Source organism: Staphylococcus sp. 231237_7MaSpsaltlick (assembly GCF_043107035.1).
In genome coordinates, this window is sequence record NZ_JBICNX010000018.1 from 54,473 (window position 1) to 76,031 (window position 21,559).

The following is a 21,559-nucleotide window of genomic DNA, read 5'->3' on the forward strand; positions in this document are numbered from 1 at the left end:
ACTATCTTATATAATTAATTCTTGTTACTTGGATAATTGTATCCAAATGCAAAGGATAAGATAATTAAAATAAGCCCTAAAATAATTAGACCATTTAATTCCTTATTCACAAAAATATTAATTAAACCTAAATCTCCTAAGTTGTTCCATATCCTATGTTGATCTATATCAACACCGATATAATTTAAAATTAGTACTACTAGAATCACACAAAGTAGTACTGTTAACCCTACTTTAAGCCCACTTAATACACGTTTATTCAAGATTAAAACCCCTTGTAGAATACCTCATTGATGAAATTAAATTCAAAGCAATATGAATTAAGCAAATTAACTTCCTACAATATAAAAAGCAAAGATATTATAATTCTTCATATTCATATAAGGAAGTAAGACTTTCACTCGGTTTTATTTTTATAATTTTCAGATATTTCACTTCAAAAAGCCATTTCCAATTCCAAATCAATATGTATATTCTATTTTATATTGCTTAAGAGTGAATAATTAATTTCTTTTGTTTGGAAAGTCAGAAAATGTGCTATTTTGTCGGCTTTTAGCCTTTTTAATTATAATTGGATAAAATATGATTAAAAGTACAATTAATATTTTGGGTGACATACAAACACCTCCTGTATTTTCGTAAGCAAATGCAATATGTTAACAAACTAACTTAATTATATAATAAATATATGTTATTTCCAATTAATTTTTAATTTTTATAAATATACTCTTTATTTATTCATAACATTTTAAAGTGCGACAATTAATATTTTTTAATGCTCACAAATTATTTTAATAATCGTAACCCACTACTTACTCCCATTTTTAATGAAAGTGATGTTATTTCAGTATCACCTATAGTTTCATTTGTCTCAAGCCAATAATAAATCATACCCAAATTTCCAGAAACAACATATTCAACGATAAATTCTAAATGTTCATGTTTCCCTGCTCCAAGGTAGGAGCTTTTATCTAATACCTGATTAATTTATCTTGGACACGGACATACACAGGGATTAGAACATTTAATGCGAATGCAAAAAATTAATGATCTAATTATTAGCAGTCTCGAATAGTTAAAAAGATAGGTTATTAGCATCAAAATATATTTATGACTTTCTGTCCTTGAACACTAATATAAACACTGAAATAGGCAATTACTAAGATTTATTAATCTAGTAGTTGCCTATCTTTATAATATCCTTGTTTATTGTTAAACATTACCAAACTATAATTTATGTCAAAATACATCATTAATCTTACATGTGATTTCATTTTTTTAGCTACTCAATTAATAACCCTAAATTTTTATTCGGGTTTCGCTTTTTGTGCATGTCTTGCTGCTTTTACTGCCTCTGGTGTTGTTCGATTTTCTTTAGCTTCTTGTATTGTTTTTTCATCTCCACAGATTACATGATCTAGTTTATTTTTGAGTGCTTCATAACCTTGTATAGCTACAATTGTTTTATCATTTTTATTCTTTTCATCACCAAAAAATGTGTTATCCATGCCTGCATTATGATGGAATTCTGTATTGGTTGCTCCTGGTAACATTGCTGTTATATTTACATTCTTCGTCTTTAATTCCTCCCTTAAAGCTTCAGCAAACATAAATCCAAACGCTTTCGAAGGACCGTAGACTGTTTCATATGGTGTTGGCAGTGTAGCAGAAAGTGATGAAACAAGTAATATATCCCCCGACTTGTTTTTTGCCATATGATGTGCAACTCTTTTAGCCATATGAACAGTACCTGAAATATTAATATCTATTAAGCGTAATTCATCTTCCAATTTATTTTCTAAAAATGCACCACCTAAACTAATTCCAACATTTAATACTGCAGCATCAATTTTTCGATTTTTTTCTTCGACAAAATTCCAATATCCTTATCCCCCATCAAATTTGGATGCATCAACTTTATATGGATATGCCTCAACACCTAATTGCTCTATAAGCTTTGCAGATTCAAATATTCAGTCGCTTGACCCCGACATCGCAACATCATATCCATCTTTAGCAAAAAGTTTTGCAAGTTCAAAACCTAACCCTGAACTCGCGCCTGTTATTAGTACAAATTTATTATTCGCATTCATAATATAACTTCCTTTCAACGTGATATATTGCTACTATACACATTGAAGTCAACTTTAAGGCAAGTAAAAACCAGAAATTTTATCTTATTGTTTAGAAAGGGTGTGTCACTATGGCATATACGATTAAAGAAGCATCTGAAAAAATGAAAATTCCTGCGCATACTATTAGATATTATGAAAAAGAATACAAGAATCGAAAGAAATAAGCAGTTCACGGACAAAACGAAACGTCAATTTCTAGATAATTCCAATAGAAATTGACGTTTCATTTTAAATTATTCTGAAGTTCATTTAGTAAAATTTACATATCATATATATCTTATTTTGGATTAAAAAGGGTCTAAGTGTAATAACGTAAAAATAGCATACATAAAGTTAAAATTGATGCCATTAACAATAATAAACGCGTTCTTAATTTATCTTTGTTTCCTTTTTTATATTCCATTATTACCAATATCCAAGTAACAATTACCAACAAACTGACTATGATGCCTAAAACATTCATAACAAACAATCCTTATTTATATTAAAATTTTATTGTATTGATCAATCTGTACTTTAATCGTACCCTAATCTATAAATTTCAATTATTAAAATCTCTCTAAATTAATTTATAAAAATAAACAGATTATATTTAACACTTAATCTGCTTAAATAATATGTATTCAATTTTCAATGTTAATTTATTTCCTTACTGTTATCATTTTTCTCTTTTTGCTTATCTTTTATCATTTCAGAAGGAATAGCAAATATGAACATTAAGATAAATAGAATTAGTGCTAAATATGGTATATTCTCTAAGAAATACCATCGTAAATGCCAATCAAACATCAAATTTGCCCAATGAATCGCATATTTAGAAAAGAGTAAAGCCACACAAACCCACGCCATTCCATCCAATAGTTTAGTTAATTGAGTCAATTTTTTTCAGTCCTTTTTTTATCTATTTGTTGATTCATTGTTTCAATCTCATCAGTAATATCATCTTCATCATCTAAAAATAGCAATAAATAAACAATAATACCTATTGGCACACCCAAAATTGGTGTCAGAAAAGTACAAGCCAATACAATAAATAGCAATAGAAAAATTAAATCCGTTATATCCCATTTCTTATTTAACAATTTTTCTTTAATATCAATTATAGTCATATATATCACCTTTTCTTTTAATAAAAATATGTATGATTTTACAACTAATTTTATTAAATAAAAGTGTTATCTCAATTAAAAAAATTTGCACTTATCACAAAATATAATATTTACTCCGTTAATCAGTTTCACAATTTAATTATAAAATAGATTAATAAGTTTTCCAATATAATAAGACATAAAAAAGCTGTAAGCCTGAGTAACTTACAGCTTTTAAACATAAATTTTTTCATTAATCATAAAACGGTATGGATAAAATTAAGAATACAGATATGTTTATAAATAGAATGTCTGAGAATTAACGCAAGTAAGTTTCCCATACTTACTTACATTATTTATTTTATATTAAATATCAGAAAATTTAAATAATAGTTTTTTCAGAATATAAGTAATATTACAAAATGGCTTAACTTTCCTTACTACCGAAGTATAAATAATTCACTTTACCTTTATCTATGGTATGTGTTAAGTCAATAAAATATGGAGATTGCCATTTTTGTGTTTTTGTTGCTGAAGTATTTAAATTTTTTTCCCATGAAGGATAAACACGAAATGCCATTTTACCTTTGGCTTTATTGGTACACAACACATTGTGTTTTGCCAATACTGTTTTCGGAAATACAAATTGACCTTTATACTGCTCATCTAATATATTTACGATTAGCAAGTCTTTAAATTCCTCATATTGATATGGCACATTAATATTTTCTTGAGCTTTTTTCCATAAAGCTAGAAAATAGCCCGTCTTTTTAGGTGTTTTCTTTGCTAAGCGACTTTTGATAGATATTTTATTTATAGATAAATTTATTGATTCATATTCTTTATTCCAACATTCTTCATGTATTTCCTGTACATTGAATGATGATATAGCTCTGTCGATTTCTTTAAATAGTACAATGCTATTTAGTTCACTCACGATAACAACCCCTTTCATTGTTTATTAAAAAATACTCATTTAACTTTATCATTCATTTTACTTCACACAAGTTCTATATTCGCTTTTAAATTTTATACTTTATGCTCTAAAAATGAAAATATTGAAATAGTCCATTGTATTTATATACATTTATAGTTATAATTAGTATATTTTAAAAATCATGTTCATCATAGACAACTGATGCTTTAGTATTTAAATTATCTGAATTTTCCCTCTATTTATAAAGCATACAATTTATTCTCCAGAATTATTAGCTTGAATACCATTTTTCATTTTACTTAAGGAGCGATTTTTATGCAGTTAATCAAATATAACAATAACTATTTATCTATTATTCGAAACTTTCAATTACAACAAGATCATATTCACTTCCCAAAGTCACCTTTATATCATATAGAGAAGGCAAAAACGAATAACAATCTGCACTGTATCATGGCTTTCAATCATAATAAACAACTTGTTTCATTCTTTGTTTTACAATATGAAAGTGAATATGCTCAACACTTTACTACTGAAAATCATTCAACGATTTTTTTCAGAGCATTTTCCACTGACAAGCGCTATTTAAGACAAGGGTATGCAAAATCATGCTTAAAGTCTTTAAATGTGTATATAAAAAGGAATTATCCAAATATGCATCATATTGCATTGGTTGTGAATGAATGTAACGATGTTTCCTATAAACTTTATAAATCATTAGGATTTAAAGATACAGGTGTAGTAATTACTAAACACAGAGTTAAGCAAAGACTTCTGCAAAAATGTCTGGATTAAAGCATTATAATCAATCGCACAATTAAATAATATTTGAGTATTAAAATATCGAGGGAATCTTGAAAAATGAAGTAACTAAGTTAGCAGTAATAAAACCAAGTAAAATATAAGGAATCAAGGGCACTTTATTGATCTTACGTCGCTGAAGCATCATCAATATCAATGTCAGCATACCTGCTATTATAAAAGTTAACTGTAATGTTAGAAAAAACACTTGAAGTGGCAGTATAAATGATAGCAGGGAAAATATTAAGATGTCACCATACCCTATCGCTTGTTTAAAAATAAAGAATAAACAATGTAAAATAGTAGATATAATCAAAAAGTTTATGAAATGCACTTCACAAAGAAAAATGGCACAAATGATATATATTACAACTACATGTAACGGTATAGCGTAATTGTCGTAATCACAAATCGACAAAACTAATAGAAAAATGAAATTTAATAAATAAGTAGTTAAAGTGATTGGCAAATGACTGGAAGTAAGTAGCAAGCATGGCGACAGAGATAGTAACTCTCCTATGATATATGTTAAACTCAATCGATGTTTGCAGCACCGCGTCTTACCTCTTAATAAAATATAACTTATTATCGGAATTAAACAGTAAAAGTCTAATACTTTATTACAATAATCACAACGGGATCTTGATTTGAAATATTTAAATGACAGTGATTCTATATGGCACAGTTGATATAAAAAACTAAATAACATTGGACAAAGTATGAGTTGATACAACAAGCTATTACCCCCTACTTTGAATATAGCATGTTGTCCTTCTTGGGTTAAGACAATTCTCAGTTATTGAATATATCATCAAAACACATAGAAATAATTAATATTTTTTTAATTACTCAACCATTAACAAGTTAAATCGAAACTATCGTCAATCCAATTAGCAATTTCATCTATTGAAGTTATTTCACTTAAGTTAATTGATACCCAATTTGACTTATCCATGTGATAGGCTTCATAAACGCCTTTTTTGCGTCTCAGTGAACCAATAAATGCTTGCTCAACTTTTATATTTAATATATCTATCTTATTATCCACACTTAATCCAATTTTATCAGCTGTAATATCCATAATTAATACAAACCATTTGTTATTACTTTTATGTCTACATACTGCATAATTTTCATATCTGTTCCATGGATAATCAGGATCGATTTGATATTTAGTTGCGATATAATTTAAAACTTCTATCCTCTTAACCATATTAAACCTTCTTTCTTTACAAGTTAATCCTATCTAATATTTAGAATATCCGTACTTTCCACTTCATATCCTAACAAACGTAACATGGATACAATTTGTCCTTTATGATGAAACTCATGTGTTACTGAATGTACAAATAATTGATATGCCGAATTTTCATGACATGTGTCATCTTGTTTCCAAGGTACTTGTTTCAGAACTATTTCTGATAAGTCGTGATGGCTCAAATTTAATATTTGATCTACATAAGCATCAGCTTGCTCAAAGTAACTAATAATATCATCAAAATTCAAATCATTAATTTGCTGCAATGAAAATAATGGCGTATCTGTATTACGAAGGATAAAAGACCCTAACCATGCATGATAACAACCTGCTATATGAACTAATGTGTGTTTAATGCTTTTCAATCCAATATTAAATTCCTTATTTAACTCATCAACAGTCAATTGAGAACATTGACTTAATATTATATCGCGAGTTATTTTTACCCATGCATAAACTTGTTCATTCATCATTTAACCTCCAAATTGTTTAAATGTAACTATAAAAATTAAAGACCATCAATAAGTGTGTTATTGATGGTCTGACTTATTAAATATTTAATTTGTATTTAATTTCATGAAACCCAAACAATTATTCTGTGACACTTCAAATAATCCTGATTTTTCATAAAATTTTCTTTTTGCTTGTTCATTATCCGTTAATAATACAATTTGTCTTATATGTTGAAAGCTATTCAATACCTGATTCAATAACTCACTACCAATACCATGGCGTTGATATGCTGGTAACACAATTAAATCTTGGATATATACAATTGAAATGTCATCTGTAATCACACGTATCAATCCTTTTAATTGTTCATTATCTTTAACTGTTATAAAGAAACTTGATTGATTCAGTAATGTTGTTAATGCAAATTCATCTGTTAAGTAATTAAACCAACCTACAGAATAATATAATTCCTTTAATTCTTTTTCGGTCGGAACTTTATTTTGTTCATAATACATTAAATCACCCTAACCTATGTTTCTTTGGTAAATTTTTTACTGATCATTGCACCTAAAATTATCCCTATTATCGTTCCAATGGGGAACCCTAGAAATAATGTCATTCCTAAAGCTAATACAACCATCCATGTAATCGAACCTATAACTTTCTTCATCTTCAAAACTCCTATTATTGTAATCTCTAATGTTAGATGTCATTGTAATTGCTATCAATTCGTAAATATCAACTTGAGTTGACGATTAACCAAGTCATAACTTTCACTAGAAAATATATGTAGAAAACAGCAAAAATAATAGTAATTAAAAAGTGTAGAATAGTTTTCAATACTTTAATTAAAATTGTCAAAATAAAGGCTATTATGATTATTGATGTTACGCTCATTATTTCACTCCCTAGCGCACTATTCTCTGTTGTTTTAATTATTTTAGTTATTATTACTTATCATTTTCTGCCTTTAAAATAATTAATGCTTATTTAAGCTACTATTTGCTATCAATCGAAAGTATCATAAATCATACTAGAGTTGAATATTGTTTTAACTTTTATAAATTAATGAAGAATGATATTAACTAGCTACTGAATAGTCCATAGCATATCTAAAATATACATCATTTAATGATTTAAATATTTAATAATAATGATATTTACAATCAGTATAATTATCGAAATTATTAAACATAATACAGGAAATAAGTTTGCCCAACTATAGCTATTCAAGCTAATACCTTCTTTTCTCTATGTCGTTGAACATCATCAACAACTTTTTTATTGATAATTTATAATATTACTAAAGTTTAATAACTAAGCATTCTATAATACTATTCATTCTATTACAGTTATTTTAATAACTTTATATTAATATTGTATATCATTATTAAATATATCGCTACAAACTTTATGGATTTCGTTATAAAATGCTATATTCATCTATCTCTAAAATAAAAAATATCATCTTTGGCTATATAACCATCATATTTTTTATCATTGATAAACCCTAATTTTTCAGCTAATTTTATTGATTTATGATTGTGTTTATCTGTTCTAATGAGCATTGTTAAATCTTTTGTGACTATACTATATATCCATTCAATAATTGATTGCATTGCTTCATAAGCATATCCATAACCCGTTGATTCAGGGTGTAGTCGATAATATAAATTGAGTACTTTACTTTGATCTAAATGGATATTTTTAATACCTCCACTACCAATCAATTCATTTGAAGATTTATCTAAAAATAAAAAGTAGCCGTATCCAAAATTGTTCCAATCTGCTAACCAGTACTCTATCATTAACTTAGTATCATTAATTGTATTATGCTTACCGGCTGGAGTATATAGTGTACTGGAAATATTGGAATGAATTTCAAATAGTTCTTGCGTATACTGAAAAGATGGTTTTACAATGAGTAACCTATCAGTTTCTAACATTTTAACACCTCTTACTTGTTGCTTTAATCACAACTAAACTAAAGCGCCTCAGTCATTATCACTGCGGCGCTCATTTTTATTATTTTATCAATGTTTCTCCAGAAAAAAGCATATTTAAAATTGTCATTTGTTCTGGAACGGTATTTCTTGATACTTCGGGGTGAGCTGTAATATGTGTGTCTTTCTTATTAATTAACTGTAGATTATCACCCTTTATTTCTTGTGCTTTTGCAAAGTTAAATACTACATTCTCTGAACTGATCACATATTTACTTTGGTTACTCCCATTCGCCAAATATTGATTTATTTTATTACTCAAATCTTCTTCTCTAATATGTTTTAAAAAATGTTCATCAGACAGATTATACTCTTCTGTACTAATAATCGGATCAACTGCTAAACACTTTAAATCTAGTCTTGCACCATAATTCAATGCACCCGTACCACCTTTTGAAGCCCCATATAATACAGTGTTTTCGTCTGAAATATCTAGTTCCTTCTGTACTTGACGAATCGCACTGACTATATCATCTTCAAATGTGTCATTATTAACAGTATTGATATAATGCGAGCCATGAGAAGCATTTAAATCCATGATACGCATGGTATTTATATTTTTCATTAAATTTCGTTCAATACCATCAAAGAATTTAGGAAACATACGTTTTGGTATTAATGAACTATCGTAATTCTGTGCGTTTGGCATGCATGTAAATAATACTAATAATTTCTCGGATTCGAATTTGTTACATTTTCTACCTTGAGGCACATCTAATGTATAGAAAATATCATGATGCCTAATCAAATCTTTGCGCTGAAATAGTGCTTCAACGTGTGTACGCTTATAAAACTTTGAAACAGTATGTTCATGAAAATACAAAATATAATCTTGTTTAAGTAGTTCTATATATTTTCCATATATTTCAGCTGAAGTTCTTGCTTTTTGTATATAATTTTCAGCATCACCTGTGTCTATCATAATACGCTTTTGGTTTCTAAATGGTATCTTATCATTTAATTTGAAAATTTTATTTTCTATCATGATGATTTACCCACTTTTTTCAATATTATCCGTGAAGATATATTTTAATATATTTTCCGAACTGTCAGACTTATCATTTTTCATTAATCGACTAATCATTTGACTATAATCAATAGCACCTACACGAGTTAACTGACTTGCTAATTTCGTTTCATTTAATGCCGCTTCAGGAAAACGCCCTACTTCATTAATATCAAAATAAAACCCAACATCTTGCTTATACTGTGAATTATCTTCTTGTAGTAAGAAAATGGGTTTATTTAAATGTGCATAATCAAAAATTGTCGATGAATAATCAGTAATCATGGCAGCACATAAAATATATAACTCTTGGATATCTACAAACTCATTGTAAAAACAATGTATCCTTGCATCTAATGCATTATATTTATTTCTTAATCGTGCTTCATTTGGATGAAGTTTGACAATAATTTTATAATTTTTTGGTAGTTGATTTAATAATTCAATTAAATCAATTTGCGTTAGACTCTCTCTCTCGCCTTGTCTCCATGTAGGACAATATAAGACATATTTTATATTTTTATCATTTGTAAATAAATATTTGCGTTGAATTCTTAGCCATTCCGTTTCCGTATTGTGATTAATCAAGTATTCGTTGCGTGGAGACCCTAATTCTAATACTGTTAAATTTTCATTTTTCTCTAATTTAAAGGCAGATTTTAATAATAATGTGTTTAAATTCGAGGCAGTAATTAAATAGTCCCATTTTTTCATACGTGGAATGAATTTGTTAAGTTGCAATTGTTTTTCTTTCTTATCTCCTAAGTCGTTAACCATTTTCTTTAATGGAAATCCATGCCAAGTTTGTATAAAAACTTGATTTTTATGTTTATAAACTTTGTCTAAGGAATTTCCATTCATAAAGACATATTTACATGATCGGAAAATTTTTTTATAAATTGTACTACCGAACCGAATCGGAATGAGACCTGCATTTCTAACTTCAATATCTACTAAAGAATTAACTGAACTAACATAGATTTTTTTATTTTTGTATTGCTCTTTAATTTTTAAAGCTAAAAATTTAGGGTCACCACTAAAGTTATTACCATGGAATGATTCAATGAACACTTTGTTACTATCTGGTTCAATACCTTCCATTAACTTGCGTTCTAAGCGTTCTTTTCTAAAGTTATACATTTTTTTCATTCTATTAAAGAAGATATTATTATTTAATAATAATTTAAACATCGCTGTTTTCTTTAATTGTTCATACAAATCACGCTTTCGATCTAACTTTTGTATTTTATTGACATGAGTTCTTTTTTTCTTAAATTTATAAATTGGTAATTTATGTTCTTTTGCCTGTTTAACCTTCATTTTACTAATTTTTTTCAAGTAATCATCTGCGTAATTTTCATTAGTAAAATCAAGTTTCAAGTTTTCTATATCTTCATTTCGTTGCGCTTTCGTATACTTACCATCTAACACAGCTATTAACTTTTCACTATCTTTTTGAAAATGTTTAGTTAAAAATGATATGCCATGATATTTTTCGTAAATTTCTTTTAATACGTTATCATTACCTGCATATATCAAGGCTTGGTTACCAATTCCAATTGTTTCCAATATAGAGTATCCTAATGTTTCATAAGGAGATGTAGAAACATATACATAATTTAGGGGTTCCTTTTCATTAATATGCACATTATCTTGTAAGTTATAGTATGCTACTAAATTTTTATATAAATTCTCAGATGGTCCGTATCCAACAATATATAATTGAATGTCTGTCTTATATGTATTTTTCTTAATATAATTAATTAGTTTTATAACATACGAAATATCTTTAATACCATCTTCAAAACGAGACTTAATCAACAAATTGCGCTTGGTATTCGCAGGCTTACAATTTATATCGATATGTTGTGCATTTACATATTTATTAAATACTGCATCATAATTATATTTTTCTTGGAACTTTTTCTTTATTGATTCAGTGCTCACTCTGATACAATCTATTGAATCTAATGCCAAATCAATTTCGTCGTTTATGTATTCAAGTGGGCCATGTATCTCGCCAACAATTTTAATTTCTTTATTATGTTGTTTTATAATTCGTGAATATTTAAATAAATCTTCACGCGTAATGATTAAAATGTCCCCAGTCGATAATTTAGCTTCATATTGACTACTAAATATTGTGAAATTTGCTGAACTTATATCTTCATGAATAATCAGTCTTGTTATATCACTATCTTCAAATGGTTGACTGTTAAAGTACTGTACTATATGTCCTTTTTCTAAAAAGGTTTTGATTAAGTTTATATTACTTCTCGATGTGCCACCTTTAGAGAAAATATTGTATCCGAGTATGTTTATCCGCATCTGTTAAAAACTCCCCTTTAAAATTTACAATTTCTCAAGTTATAACTAATTCCCCAATTATCAATTATTATCATCGACTAATTATATAATACTATATAATATTTATTTAATCTATATAAATAAACAAAGTATAAATTTAGGTTGCCATAATTAGTTTTTATATATTTTATTTCCTAATTTATAAAAAATAAACGACATTCTTAAAATTAGTTTACATTTTTGTAAATTATATTTTAAAGAACGAAACAATATATGATTGTATATATATTTAAAAATCCATGAGAAAAACAAACCCATTGCCAAACATAAAACAGCAGTTAAAAAACAAGAGATAACAGGCCAACCAATCGCCCATTATCTCTCCTTAAATTCTATAAAATTGTTGTCAATAAATGAATAAACTAGCTAAATTTAATATTTGTTAAAGTGTCCATTTTATTAAAGTTGAAGCGTAAGACAAACCACCACCAAAACCAACTAATAAGAGTAAATCATCTTTTTTAATTTTCTCTTGTTTTACTGCTAAATCAATAGCTAAAGGTATGGTTGCTGAAGAAGTGTTACCAAAATATTGTAAACTCATTAAGGCCTTTTCTAATGGTATGTTGGCACGATTACAAATGGATTCAATCATACGCGCATTTGCACTATGTGGCACAAACCAATTTAACTGATCAATATTGTAATTGGCCTGCATCATAGTTTGTTCAATTATGCTGGGTATATTACCTACAGCCCATTTATATACACCACGACCATTTTGTACAATGTATTCTGGATTATCCAACGACTCATCAAACATTTCTTGTGATAAATCAGAGCAATATAGATTCAATGCTTTATCTCCATCGGAACCTGATTTACTAGTTATAAAGCTTGATGTTTCACTATCAAACTCAACTAGAAATGCACCTGCGCCATCTCCAAATAAAATACATGTACTTCTATCACTATAATCTGTAACTTTAGATAATGACTCTGCACCAATGACTAGTACCTTTTTATTTTGTTCAGATGTGATCATACCATTTGCTAAGTTTAATGCATATGTAAATCCTGCACAGGCCGCATTAATATCAATCGCACCACAATTTTTTAGACCTAATTTACTTTGAACATAAGAAGCAACACTGGGTGTTTTATAATCTGGTGTCATCGTTGCATTAATTATTAAATCAACATCAGAAAGGTCTACATTATAACGTTGTTGTAGATCAAGCACTGACTTATAACTTAAATCACTCGTGTGTTCATCATCAGCAGTTATACGACGTTCAATAATACCAGTCCTTTGTTGTATCCATTCATCTGTAGTTTCAACTATTTTTTCAAAATCTGAGTTAGTCAACACTTTTTCAGGCACGTAAGCACCTTGTGCCGTTATTTTTGCCATAGACTTCATATTTGCACCTACCTATATATTTTAAGTATCTCTTATTGTATAGATATTTCTTTTTAATTCAAATTTAATGATGTTATATTTTGAAATTTCAGAATATTAAAACCTATTTTGTTTTGCAAATTATTTCTAAGTGCTATAATGCTAAATAATCACCTACTTTAAAGGGGGACTTTGATGAAAATTAAAATAAACGATATATCATTAAACTATAAAATATATGGCGAAGGTCGACCTTTATTATTCATTCATGGTAATGCACTTAACATTGATAGTATGGATAAAATTTATGAACCATTATTGCAGGATAATCAACAATTTCAAAGAATTTACCTAGACTTGCCTGGTATGGGCGAATCCCCATCCACACCTAATATTACAAATTCTGATGAAATGTTAGCGTACATAGTGAAGTTTATTGATGCTTTAAATTTAACTGAGCCTTTAGCATTAGTCGGTCATTCTTATGGCGGTTATTTAAGTATTGGCTTAGCACATAAATTACAGGAAAAAGTTGCGGGACTATATTTAACGTGTCCAGTAGTCTATGCAGAAGATAAACAAAGACGCATACCAGAAGGAAAGCAGATCATTGATCAACATTTTGATTTACCAAAAGAAAGTGATTATTTAGCTGACTATCTCGATACGACTACAAGAATCAATCAAAAAACGTGGGATTATTATATAAATACGATAGTGCCTGGATATCAGAGCGCTGACGAACCATTTATGGATAATATTAGAAGAGACAATGATAAATATTACAAATTTAGCTTTGAAGAAGACATAAATATTGCCAACAATACTGTTATTACTCTATTACTAGGTAAATATGATAATGTCGTTGGTTATCAAGATCAAGTAGATTTCTTTACGTCATTTCCTAAATCAAGTTATACCGTCTTTAGTGATGCGGGACACAATTTCTTTATAGACCTATATGATTTTAACAAATTGTTTATAGATAATTTCTTACAAAGGTTAACAGAATGAAAGATATGAGACAAAGATGTAACGAAATAGTCTATTTCAAATTTAACAACAATAACATATATATGATTCCTAGAAAAAAGCACTCAGATAATTGTTTTCAATTTATCTGAGTGCTTTATATATATTTTGAATTATTCGCTCACAAACTTAGTGTATTTCTCTATCTCGGTCTTCGACTGTTAGTGCTACTTTAAGCATCTCGTCAAAATACTTTCGAATAATTATGTTTCACAATAAAATTATTAAAAACAATAGTCTGCATTTTGAACTAAGTATATTTCAAAACCTATTTTAAACAAAAGCTTTGGCTTTATGACAGTTTTGCGTTTGATTTAAATATCGACTCGAACTATAAAACAAAGTCAAAAATTAAACTGCCATTATTTTCGTATTATTCAATATATGAAAAGTAATAGTGCAACAAACTAGTCATAATTTTAAAAATGAAAAAGACAATTCCTATATTATTTAAAATAGAAATTGCCATTTTTCAAAGATCCAAAAACGTTATGTTCTGGACTCTAGTTATTTAGTTATTTGTTTTGAACAAATTGTAGTCTTTAAACTAGCATTTCGCTTTAAATACTTAAAATTAAAATGTCACTTTTGCTTTAACTTCACTTATAAAGTAAAGGCTACCTGTAATCAGCAGGCCTTCCCCTTCATAATTTTCAATAAAGCGTACACAATCATCGACTAATACTTTATCATCTACCTTAATTTCATCAAAAATGGTTTGTTTATCTAACGCTTTGTGAAAGTCAAAGTCCGTAACATAAAAGGTTTCTGTGATTTCTTTCAATTGATCAACCATAGAAGTGATTGGCTTACCTTTAGTTGCGGCAAACAATACATCGAGTTTATCTCTATGATAATAATTTCTAATCGTTTCAATCAATGCTTCAATGCTTTCATTATTATGTGCGCCATCAACAATCATCAATGGTGATTCTTTAACCTGTTCTATTCTACCTGTCCAAGTTACAGATTCTATACCATCAATCATTTTATTAAAGTCTAAATCAACAATACCCGCTTCATTTAATTCAATTAAAGCAGTAATGGCAAGTGCAGCATTTTCCTTTTGATGTTCACCTAACATATTAAGCATCAATGTTTCTAGTTCATAGTCTTTATAACGGTAAGTAAATTCTTCGTCTTCTGAAATAATACTTATATCTCTTTCGAATTCAATTCCGTCAGCACTTTGCTGTTCAACCAATTCACGAATAATATGCAATGCGTCTTCATTCTTAACGGCATAAATAACAGGCGTTTCAGGTTTAACAATTGCACCTTTATCTCTTGCAATATCAGCATATGTGTCACCTAAAATGTCCGTGTGGTCCAAGCCGATACTCGTTAAAATTGATAATATTGGTTTAAATACATTTGTTGAATCATTTTTAATTCCAAGCCCTGCTTCTATTACTACGAAATCGACGGGATGTAGTTCACCAAAGTATAAAAACATCATCGTAGTAATGATTTCGAATTCAGTGGCCGTTCCTAAATCCGTCTCAACTTCTAATAATTCACTAACAGGTTTAACCCTTTGAACAAGTTCAACAATTTCGTCATCGCTGATTGGAACACCATTCAAACTAATTCTTTCATTGAACGTTTCAATAAATGGTGAAGTAAAGGTTCCAACTTCATATCCATTATCAACTAACGCTGATCTTAAATAAGCCACTGTAGAACCTTTACCATTTGTCCCACCAACATGAATACCATTTATATTAAATTGTGGATTGTTCAGTCGTTCTAGCATCCATTCCATACGTTTAACGCCTGGTTTGATACCAAATTTAGTTCGTTCATGTATCCAATATAAGCTGTCAAGGTAATTCATGTTTAGGACTCCTATGATTTTAATTGTTTAATTCGTAACTTAACACCATCATATTTTTCTTGATAAGTTGTTTGTTTATTTCGTTCTTCATTGATTACTTTCTCAGGTGCTTTGTTTACGAAATTTTCATTTGCCAATTTCTTATTTACGCGATCTAATTCTTTTTGCCATTTATCTAGCTCTTTTTCTAAACGAGCAATTTCTTTATCCATATCAATGAGTCCTTCTAACGGCAATACAACTTCACCAGCTGTTGTAATCGATGTAATTGCCTTTTCAGGTATTTCAATTGAAGTTTCAATCGTTAGTTCGCTTGGATGGCAGAATCTGTCGATATAATTAGAGTTATTGACTAATGTTTCCTTTGTGTTTTCATTTTTTGCTTGAATAAAGATTGGAATAGCCTTTGATAACGGTGTATCTACTTCTAATCTAGATTGTCTTACAGATTTGATAATTTCAACAAGTTGTTGCATTGTTTCTTTACTGTCGTCAAAAATAAGTGATTCGTCAACTGTTGGCCATGCTGCATTGACAATTGTTTCACCATGATGTGGTAAGTTTTGCCAAATTTGTTCAGTAACAAATGGCATAAATGGATGTAGCATTCTCATTGTATTATCTAATACATAAGTTAATACTGATCTTGTCACTTGTTTTTGAGTTTCATCTTCACCGTTCATTGGTATTTTACTCATTTCAATATACCAATCACAGAATTCATCCCAAATAAAGTTATACAATGCACGCCCAACTTCACCAAATTCATATTTTTCACTAAGTTCTGTAACATTGGCAATTGTTTCGTTTAAGCGTGTTAAGATCCATTTATCTGCTAATGATAAATTGCCTGAAAGATCAACATCATCAACATTAAATGATTCACCTATATTCATGATACTAAATCTTGCTGCATTCCAAATTTTATTGATGAAATTCCAAACTGATTCAACCTTTTCCGTAGAATAACGTAAATCATGACCAGGTGATGAGCCTGTCGCTAAGAAATATCTCAAGCTATCAGCACCATATTCATCAATAACATCCATTGGATCAACGCCATTACCTAATGATTTACTCATCTTACGGCCGTCTTCAGCACGTACCAAGCCATGTAATAATACATCATTAAATGGTCTCTCACCTGTAAATTCTAAGCCTTGGAATATCATACGTGCGACCCAGAAGAAGATAATATCATACCCAGTAACCAATGCATTGGTTGGGAAGTAACGTTTGAAATCGTCAGCATCAACGTCTGGCCAACCTAAAGTTGAAAATGGCCATAAAGCACTTGAGAACCATGTATCTAATACATCAGCATCTTGTGTCCATTCTTCTGGATTGTCAGGAGCTTCTTCACCTACGTAAATTTCACCTGTTTCATTATGATACCACGCTGGAATTTGATGTCCCCACCATAATTGTCTAGAGATCGTCCAGTCTCTGATTTCTTCCATCCAACGGTTAAAAGTTTTTTCAAAACGTGCTGGTACAAAATCAATTCTATTATCAGTATCTTGATTATTTAATGCTTGCTCAGCTAAAGGTTTCATTTTTACAAACCATTGCGTTGATAGATAAGGTTCAACAACTGCACCAGAACGCTCAGAGTGACCTACTGAATGTTCATGCTCTTCAATTTTAATTACTAAGCCTTCTGCTTCCAAATCTTTAACTAATTGTTCACGACATTCAAAACGATCCATGCCTTCATATTTTCCAGCTTTATCGTTCATTTTGCCAGATTCATCCATAACAATTATGCGTTCGAGATCATGTCGGTTACCTATCTCAAAGTCGTTTGGATCGTGTGCAGGCGTTACTTTCATTGCACCACTACCAAAATCAATATCAACATATTCATCCGCTAATATTGGTAATTCTTTACCTATAATTGGTAGGATGACCTTCTTACCGATAACATCTTTATATCTATCATCATTCGGGTTTACAACAATTGCTGTATCACCAAGCATTGTTTCTGGTCTTGTTGTAGCAATTTCAATATATCCTTCACCATCGGAATATGGATATTTAAAGTGATAGAATTTGCCTTGTACATCTTCGTGGATTACTTCGATGTCAGATAACGCAGTACGTGCAACTGGATCCCAATTGATAATATATTCGCCACGATAAATTAAGCCTTTATTGTACATATCAACGAATACTTTTTTAACAGCTTTACTTAAACCTTCATCTAAAGTGAATCTTTCTCTACTATAGTCTAAACCTAATCCTAATTTAGACCACTGGTTACGGATAAAGCTTGCATATTCTTCTTTCCATTCCCAAGCTTTTTCAAGGAATTTTTCTCTACCTAAATCATGTCTAGATAAACCTTGTTCATTTAACTTCGCTTCAACTTTAGCTTGTGTTGCAATACCTGCGTGGTCCATTCCTGGTAAATACAGTGTATCGTAACCTTGCATACGTTTCATACGTGTGATGATATCTTGTAATGTCGTATCCCATGCATGTCCTAAATGCAATTTACCCGTTACATTTGGTGGTGGAATAACGATTGTATATGTTTCCTTAGAATTATCTTCTGCAGCTTTAAAATATCCATTGTTTACCCATTGGTCATATCGTCCTGACTCAACTTCGCTCGGATTATATTTTGGTTTCATTTCCATTTGATAAAATCCTCCTTAAAATAAAAAATATCCGTCCTAATAATATAGGACGGATATTCCGTGGTACCACCTAAATTCATGAATCAAGTTATACTCAATCCATGCACTCATTATATGATTAACGCTCAAACACGCTTTAACCTAATCTACAAACGACAAACGCCGTATTTCAGTAAAAGTTCAACGTGGGCTACCTTCAATAAGTTAAACTATACACTTTCAGCTTACCGTGTACTCTCTGTCAAATCTAACTCTATTTACTCTTCCCAAAAGACAATATTTATTTCCTTAATTATAGTATAATGGATAGAGCAATAAGTCAATGCACTAGGGGGAAAATTTATGAATGAATGCGCTTTTGGCACAAAGGATCCAATTTACATACAATATCATGATGAAGTATGGGGACAACCGCTATACGATAGTCATGCATTATTCAAATTGTTAGCACTTGAATCTCAACATGCCGGTTTATCATGGCTAACTATTTTAAAGAAAAAAGAAGCATATGAAGCTGCTTTTCATAACTTTGATCCAGAAATTGTCTCAAAGATGACATCTAAAGATATAGATAACCTTATGGACTTTCCAAATATCGTTCACCATCGTAAAAAATTAGAAGCTATTGTTGAGCAAGCTAAGGGTTTTTTGAAAATAGAAAATGAATTTGGTAATTTCAGTGATTTCTTATGGTCATATGTGGATCATCAACCTATTGATTTTAACTACAAACACAGTTCTGATCGTATTACTGTAGACGATAGAGCAAGACAATTATCTAAGGATTTAAAGCGTTATGGCTTTAAGTTTTTAGGACCAGTCACTGTATTTTCATTTCTTGAAGCTGCGGGTTTGTATAATGCACATCTACAATCATGCCCTAATAACCCTAAGTATCTATAATCAATTTAGCTTTTTCACAAGATATGTATCAACCGTTTCTACAATGTAAAAAAATACAATAAAGAGCAGACCCGAAATAAAATTTCAGGTCTGCTCTACTTAATTCTTGATAAACATTAACTATATTGATTATTTAACTTCTGATTTCCACCATAGTGAATCTTTTGGATTTTCTACGGCGATTTCAAATTCTTTCTCTGTAGCAACTGTTGGATAAGAACCTTTTAATGATTGTTTTGATGTATCTTTAAATAAGAATAATACAACCAATAAACCAATGATACTTACTGCTAATAAGTAAAACGCTGGTGCTAGGTTATTATTCGTAACATGTACTAGCCAAGAAGCAACTAATGGTGTTGTTCCACCAAATATTGAAACGGCGATATTAAACGTCCATGATAATGTTCTATATCTCACATTTGTAAAGAATAATGTTGGCAATGTTCCTGGCATTGTTCCTTCATATACGGATAAGACAATTCCAATCATTAATAAACCAATAAATAAGAAACCTAAATTTCCGCCATTTAAAAATTGGAACGAAATGATTGAGAAGACAATACCTAAAATTAAACCAACGCTGATAATTTTCTTGTTACCGCTCTTATCGCCTAAGCGACCAAACATAATAGCAAATGGTAACATAATAATTAGTACAACTGCTGTAATCGGTGTACTGATTGTATCTTTTATGCCGACAATTTCATCTAAGTATGAAGGCATATATCCTAGTAACATATAGTTTGTAATATTGAAGAAAGCAACAAATACTACACATAATAAAATGTCACGTTTATTTTCTTTAATGGTTTGTAAGAAACCAGGTTCATCTTCTTGATGATTTGCTAAGTCATTTTCAAATATTGGCGATTCTTCTAAGTGTGATCTTAAGTATAAACCGAATAAACCAATTGGAATACTTACGAAAAATGGGATACGCCAACCCCAAGATTGCATACTTTCAGATGGAATCAACCAAAACATAATAGTGATTAATACCGAAGCAAAAATGTAACCAGATAAAGTACCTAATTCTAATCCACTTCCCAATCTAATACGTTTGTTATCAGGTGACGATTCTGCAATATAAACCATTGCACCTGCATATTCTCCACCTACTGAAAAACCTTGCATTATACGAGCTATTAATAAAATAATTGGTGCCCAAATTCCAATTTGATCATATGTGGGTAAAACACCTATGATAAATGTAGAAATCGCCATTAAAATGATGGTCGATGTTAGTACAACTTTTCGTCCATATTTGTCCCCAATTTTCCCGAATACAATGCCACCGACAGGACGTAATAAGAACGCTATCGCAAAAGTGGCAAATGTAAATATAAGTTTGATTTCATCATTTTCAACTTGACTGAAAAAGTTTTTACTTATAATTACGGCTAAATATGAATATAAAGCAAAATCAAACCACTCCATAGCATTACCGATACCAGTCGCAAATACACTTTTCTTTGCCTGATTTATGTCTACGGTGTTAATTTTATGCTTGTTAAACTTCATGACATATACACTCCTTTTATTTACAAGAAGTCATTTTAGCATGTATCAACTAAACGTCAACAGTTGATTTTACAATAAAAATCAAAGCGTAAGCGGTTACTTACAGTGAGGCGTGTTGTTAGAAACGTTTAAATATTTTTTAACAGTCAGAAAAGTCGGAATATTATATCGGTAAAAAATGACGTTAAAATAGTATAGTTACACCTATTTTTAAAGTGTTTATCTTTTTTG

Annotated in this window: 20 protein-coding genes, 1 pseudogene and 1 other annotated feature; of the genes and pseudogenes, 4 read left to right on the forward strand and 17 right to left on the reverse strand. The window is 29.7% G+C overall.

Features of this window, described 5'->3' with window-relative positions; genetic code table 11:
• Window positions 1-14 precede the first annotated feature (14 nt).
• Window positions 15-263, reverse strand: a complete 249-nt coding sequence (locus tag ACF91D_RS23470) for a hypothetical protein (RefSeq protein WP_107528127.1) — start codon at window positions 261-263, stop codon at window positions 15-17.
• A gap of 1,044 nt (window positions 264-1,307) precedes the next feature.
• A pseudogene (locus ACF91D_RS23475) lies at window positions 1,308-2,093 on the reverse strand (SDR family NAD(P)-dependent oxidoreductase).
• A gap of 110 nt (window positions 2,094-2,203) precedes the next feature.
• Here ACF91D_RS23475 and ACF91D_RS23480 point away from each other — a divergent pair.
• Entirely contained in the window at window positions 2,204-2,299 is a 96-nt protein-coding gene (locus ACF91D_RS23480; RefSeq protein WP_220452764.1) for a MerR family DNA-binding transcriptional regulator, read from the forward strand.
• 472 nt (window positions 2,300-2,771) lie between these two features.
• Here ACF91D_RS23480 and elxI1 read toward each other — a convergent pair whose 3' ends face one another.
• The 3 genes from elxI1 to ACF91D_RS23495 all read right to left on the reverse strand — a co-directional run bounded on the left by elxI1 (window position 2,772) and on the right by ACF91D_RS23495 (window position 4,160).
• On the reverse strand, window positions 2,772-3,014 hold the full coding sequence (gene elxI1, locus ACF91D_RS23485) for an epilancin biosynthesis-related protein ElxI1 (protein WP_119624533.1): 243 nt from the start codon (window positions 3,012-3,014) through the stop codon (window positions 2,772-2,774).
• On the reverse strand, window positions 3,011-3,244 hold the full coding sequence (locus ACF91D_RS23490) for a VraH family peptide resistance protein (protein ID WP_119624534.1): 234 nt from the start codon (window positions 3,242-3,244) through the stop codon (window positions 3,011-3,013). Before ACF91D_RS23490 ends, elxI1 begins: the two co-directional genes overlap by 4 nt.
• A 406-nt stretch (window positions 3,245-3,650) precedes the next feature.
• A complete protein-coding gene (locus ACF91D_RS23495) occupies window positions 3,651-4,160 on the reverse strand; it encodes a MepB family protein (protein WP_259335665.1) in 510 nt (169 codons plus the stop codon).
• Window positions 4,161-4,475: 315 nt separating this feature from the next.
• Between ACF91D_RS23495 and ACF91D_RS23500 the strand changes: the two genes are divergently transcribed.
• Window positions 4,476-4,955, forward strand: coding sequence for a GNAT family N-acetyltransferase (locus ACF91D_RS23500; protein WP_107527976.1), 480 nt, complete (start codon window positions 4,476-4,478; stop codon window positions 4,953-4,955).
• 40 nt (window positions 4,956-4,995) lie between these two features.
• Here ACF91D_RS23500 and ACF91D_RS23505 read toward each other — a convergent pair whose 3' ends face one another.
• The 9 genes from ACF91D_RS23505 to ACF91D_RS23545 all read right to left on the reverse strand — a co-directional run bounded on the left by ACF91D_RS23505 (window position 4,996) and on the right by ACF91D_RS23545 (window position 13,411).
• Window positions 4,996-5,670 carry a prepilin peptidase gene (locus tag ACF91D_RS23505; RefSeq protein ID WP_392437804.1) on the reverse strand — a complete coding sequence of 225 codons (675 nt, stop codon included), beginning with the start codon at window positions 5,668-5,670 and terminating at the stop codon, window positions 4,996-4,998.
• A gap of 147 nt (window positions 5,671-5,817) precedes the next feature.
• Window positions 5,818-6,174: an MmcQ/YjbR family DNA-binding protein gene (locus tag ACF91D_RS23510; RefSeq protein WP_107527978.1), complete on the reverse strand. Its 357-nt coding sequence runs from the start codon at window positions 6,172-6,174 to the stop codon at window positions 5,818-5,820.
• Between the two features lie 29 nt (window positions 6,175-6,203).
• Window positions 6,204-6,689, reverse strand: coding sequence for a DinB family protein (locus ACF91D_RS23515; protein WP_157946392.1), 486 nt, complete (start codon window positions 6,687-6,689; stop codon window positions 6,204-6,206).
• 87 nt (window positions 6,690-6,776) lie between these two features.
• Window positions 6,777-7,187 carry a GNAT family N-acetyltransferase gene (locus ACF91D_RS23520; RefSeq protein WP_107527980.1) on the reverse strand — a complete coding sequence of 137 codons (411 nt, stop codon included), beginning with the start codon at window positions 7,185-7,187 and terminating at the stop codon, window positions 6,777-6,779.
• A 14-nt stretch (window positions 7,188-7,201) separates the two neighbouring features.
• A complete protein-coding gene (locus ACF91D_RS23525; RefSeq protein WP_157946393.1) occupies window positions 7,202-7,342 on the reverse strand; it encodes a hypothetical protein in 141 nt (46 codons plus the stop codon).
• A 769-nt stretch (window positions 7,343-8,111) separates the two neighbouring features.
• Window positions 8,112-8,618, reverse strand: coding sequence for a GNAT family N-acetyltransferase (locus tag ACF91D_RS23530; RefSeq protein ID WP_107589600.1), 507 nt, complete (start codon window positions 8,616-8,618; stop codon window positions 8,112-8,114).
• A gap of 79 nt (window positions 8,619-8,697) precedes the next feature.
• Window positions 8,698-9,660, reverse strand: a complete 963-nt coding sequence (locus ACF91D_RS23535; RefSeq protein WP_107528040.1) for an XcbB/CpsF family capsular polysaccharide biosynthesis protein — start codon at window positions 9,658-9,660, stop codon at window positions 8,698-8,700.
• 6 nt (window positions 9,661-9,666) lie between these two features.
• Complete coding sequence (locus ACF91D_RS23540) at window positions 9,667-12,009, reverse strand: CDP-glycerol glycerophosphotransferase family protein (RefSeq protein WP_107589598.1); 2,343 nt, start codon at window positions 12,007-12,009, stop codon at window positions 9,667-9,669.
• 421 nt (window positions 12,010-12,430) lie between these two features.
• On the reverse strand, window positions 12,431-13,411 hold the full coding sequence (locus tag ACF91D_RS23545) for a ketoacyl-ACP synthase III (RefSeq protein ID WP_107528035.1): 981 nt from the start codon (window positions 13,409-13,411) through the stop codon (window positions 12,431-12,433).
• Window positions 13,412-13,585: 174 nt separating this feature from the next.
• On the opposite strand from ACF91D_RS23545, the gene ACF91D_RS23550 reads away from it, so the two are divergent.
• Window positions 13,586-14,404: an alpha/beta fold hydrolase gene (locus ACF91D_RS23550; RefSeq protein ID WP_107528036.1), complete on the forward strand. Its 819-nt coding sequence runs from the start codon at window positions 13,586-13,588 to the stop codon at window positions 14,402-14,404.
• A 592-nt stretch (window positions 14,405-14,996) separates the two neighbouring features.
• Here ACF91D_RS23550 and ACF91D_RS23555 read toward each other — a convergent pair.
• Window positions 14,997-16,259 carry a bifunctional folylpolyglutamate synthase/dihydrofolate synthase gene (locus tag ACF91D_RS23555; RefSeq protein WP_107527449.1) on the reverse strand — a complete coding sequence of 421 codons (1,263 nt, stop codon included), beginning with the start codon at window positions 16,257-16,259 and terminating at the stop codon, window positions 14,997-14,999.
• 11 nt (window positions 16,260-16,270) lie between these two features.
• Window positions 16,271-18,901, reverse strand: coding sequence for a valine--tRNA ligase (locus tag ACF91D_RS23560; RefSeq protein WP_119624539.1), 2,631 nt, complete (start codon window positions 18,899-18,901; stop codon window positions 16,271-16,273).
• Window positions 18,902-18,943: 42 nt separating this feature from the next.
• Window positions 18,944-19,184, reverse strand: a binding site (T-box leader).
• A 59-nt stretch (window positions 19,185-19,243) separates the two neighbouring features.
• Here ACF91D_RS23560 and ACF91D_RS23565 point away from each other — a divergent pair.
• Window positions 19,244-19,804, forward strand: coding sequence for a DNA-3-methyladenine glycosylase I (locus ACF91D_RS23565; RefSeq protein WP_107527447.1), 561 nt, complete (start codon window positions 19,244-19,246; stop codon window positions 19,802-19,804).
• Window positions 19,805-19,933: 129 nt separating this feature from the next.
• Here ACF91D_RS23565 and ACF91D_RS23570 read toward each other — a convergent pair whose 3' ends face one another.
• Window positions 19,934-21,328 carry an MFS transporter gene (locus ACF91D_RS23570; RefSeq protein WP_119624540.1) on the reverse strand — a complete coding sequence of 465 codons (1,395 nt, stop codon included), beginning with the start codon at window positions 21,326-21,328 and terminating at the stop codon, window positions 19,934-19,936.
• Window positions 21,329-21,559 lie beyond the last annotated feature (231 nt).

Excerpts from the sequence above, each read along its gene's own strand:
- ACF91D_RS23545 (WP_107528035.1), bottom strand. The coding sequence starts at position 13,411 with ATGAAGTCTATGGCAAAAATAACGGCACAAGGTGCTTACGTGCCTGAA.
- ACF91D_RS23510 (WP_107527978.1), bottom strand. The coding sequence starts at position 6,174 with ATGGTTAAGAGGATAGAAGTTTTAAATTATATCGCAACTAAATATCAA.
- ACF91D_RS23550 (WP_107528036.1), top strand. The coding sequence starts at position 13,586 with ATGAAAATTAAAATAAACGATATATCATTAAACTATAAAATATATGGC.
- ACF91D_RS23480 (WP_220452764.1), top strand. The coding sequence starts at position 2,204 with ATGGCATATACGATTAAAGAAGCATCTGAAAAAATGAAAATTCCTGCG.
- ACF91D_RS23565 (WP_107527447.1), top strand. The coding sequence starts at position 19,244 with ATGAATGAATGCGCTTTTGGCACAAAGGATCCAATTTACATACAATAT.
- ACF91D_RS23540 (WP_107589598.1), bottom strand. The coding sequence starts at position 12,009 with ATGCGGATAAACATACTCGGATACAATATTTTCTCTAAAGGTGGCACA.
- ACF91D_RS23570 (WP_119624540.1), bottom strand. The coding sequence starts at position 21,328 with ATGAAGTTTAACAAGCATAAAATTAACACCGTAGACATAAATCAGGCA.
- ACF91D_RS23525 (WP_157946393.1), bottom strand. The coding sequence starts at position 7,342 with ATGAAGAAAGTTATAGGTTCGATTACATGGATGGTTGTATTAGCTTTA.
- ACF91D_RS23530 (WP_107589600.1), bottom strand. The coding sequence starts at position 8,618 with ATGTTAGAAACTGATAGGTTACTCATTGTAAAACCATCTTTTCAGTAT.
- ACF91D_RS23490 (WP_119624534.1), bottom strand. The coding sequence starts at position 3,244 with ATGACTATAATTGATATTAAAGAAAAATTGTTAAATAAGAAATGGGAT.
- ACF91D_RS23515 (WP_157946392.1), bottom strand. The coding sequence starts at position 6,689 with ATGAATGAACAAGTTTATGCATGGGTAAAAATAACTCGCGATATAATA.
- ACF91D_RS23555 (WP_107527449.1), bottom strand. The coding sequence starts at position 16,259 with ATGAATTACCTTGACAGCTTATATTGGATACATGAACGAACTAAATTT.
- ACF91D_RS23535 (WP_107528040.1), bottom strand. The coding sequence starts at position 9,660 with ATGATAGAAAATAAAATTTTCAAATTAAATGATAAGATACCATTTAGA.
- ACF91D_RS23560 (WP_119624539.1), bottom strand. The coding sequence starts at position 18,901 with ATGGAAATGAAACCAAAATATAATCCGAGCGAAGTTGAGTCAGGACGA.
- ACF91D_RS23505 (WP_392437804.1), bottom strand. The coding sequence starts at position 5,670 with ATGTTATTTAGTTTTTTATATCAACTGTGCCATATAGAATCACTGTCA.
- ACF91D_RS23520 (WP_107527980.1), bottom strand. The coding sequence starts at position 7,187 with ATGTATTATGAACAAAATAAAGTTCCGACCGAAAAAGAATTAAAGGAA.
- ACF91D_RS23500 (WP_107527976.1), top strand. The coding sequence starts at position 4,476 with ATGCAGTTAATCAAATATAACAATAACTATTTATCTATTATTCGAAAC.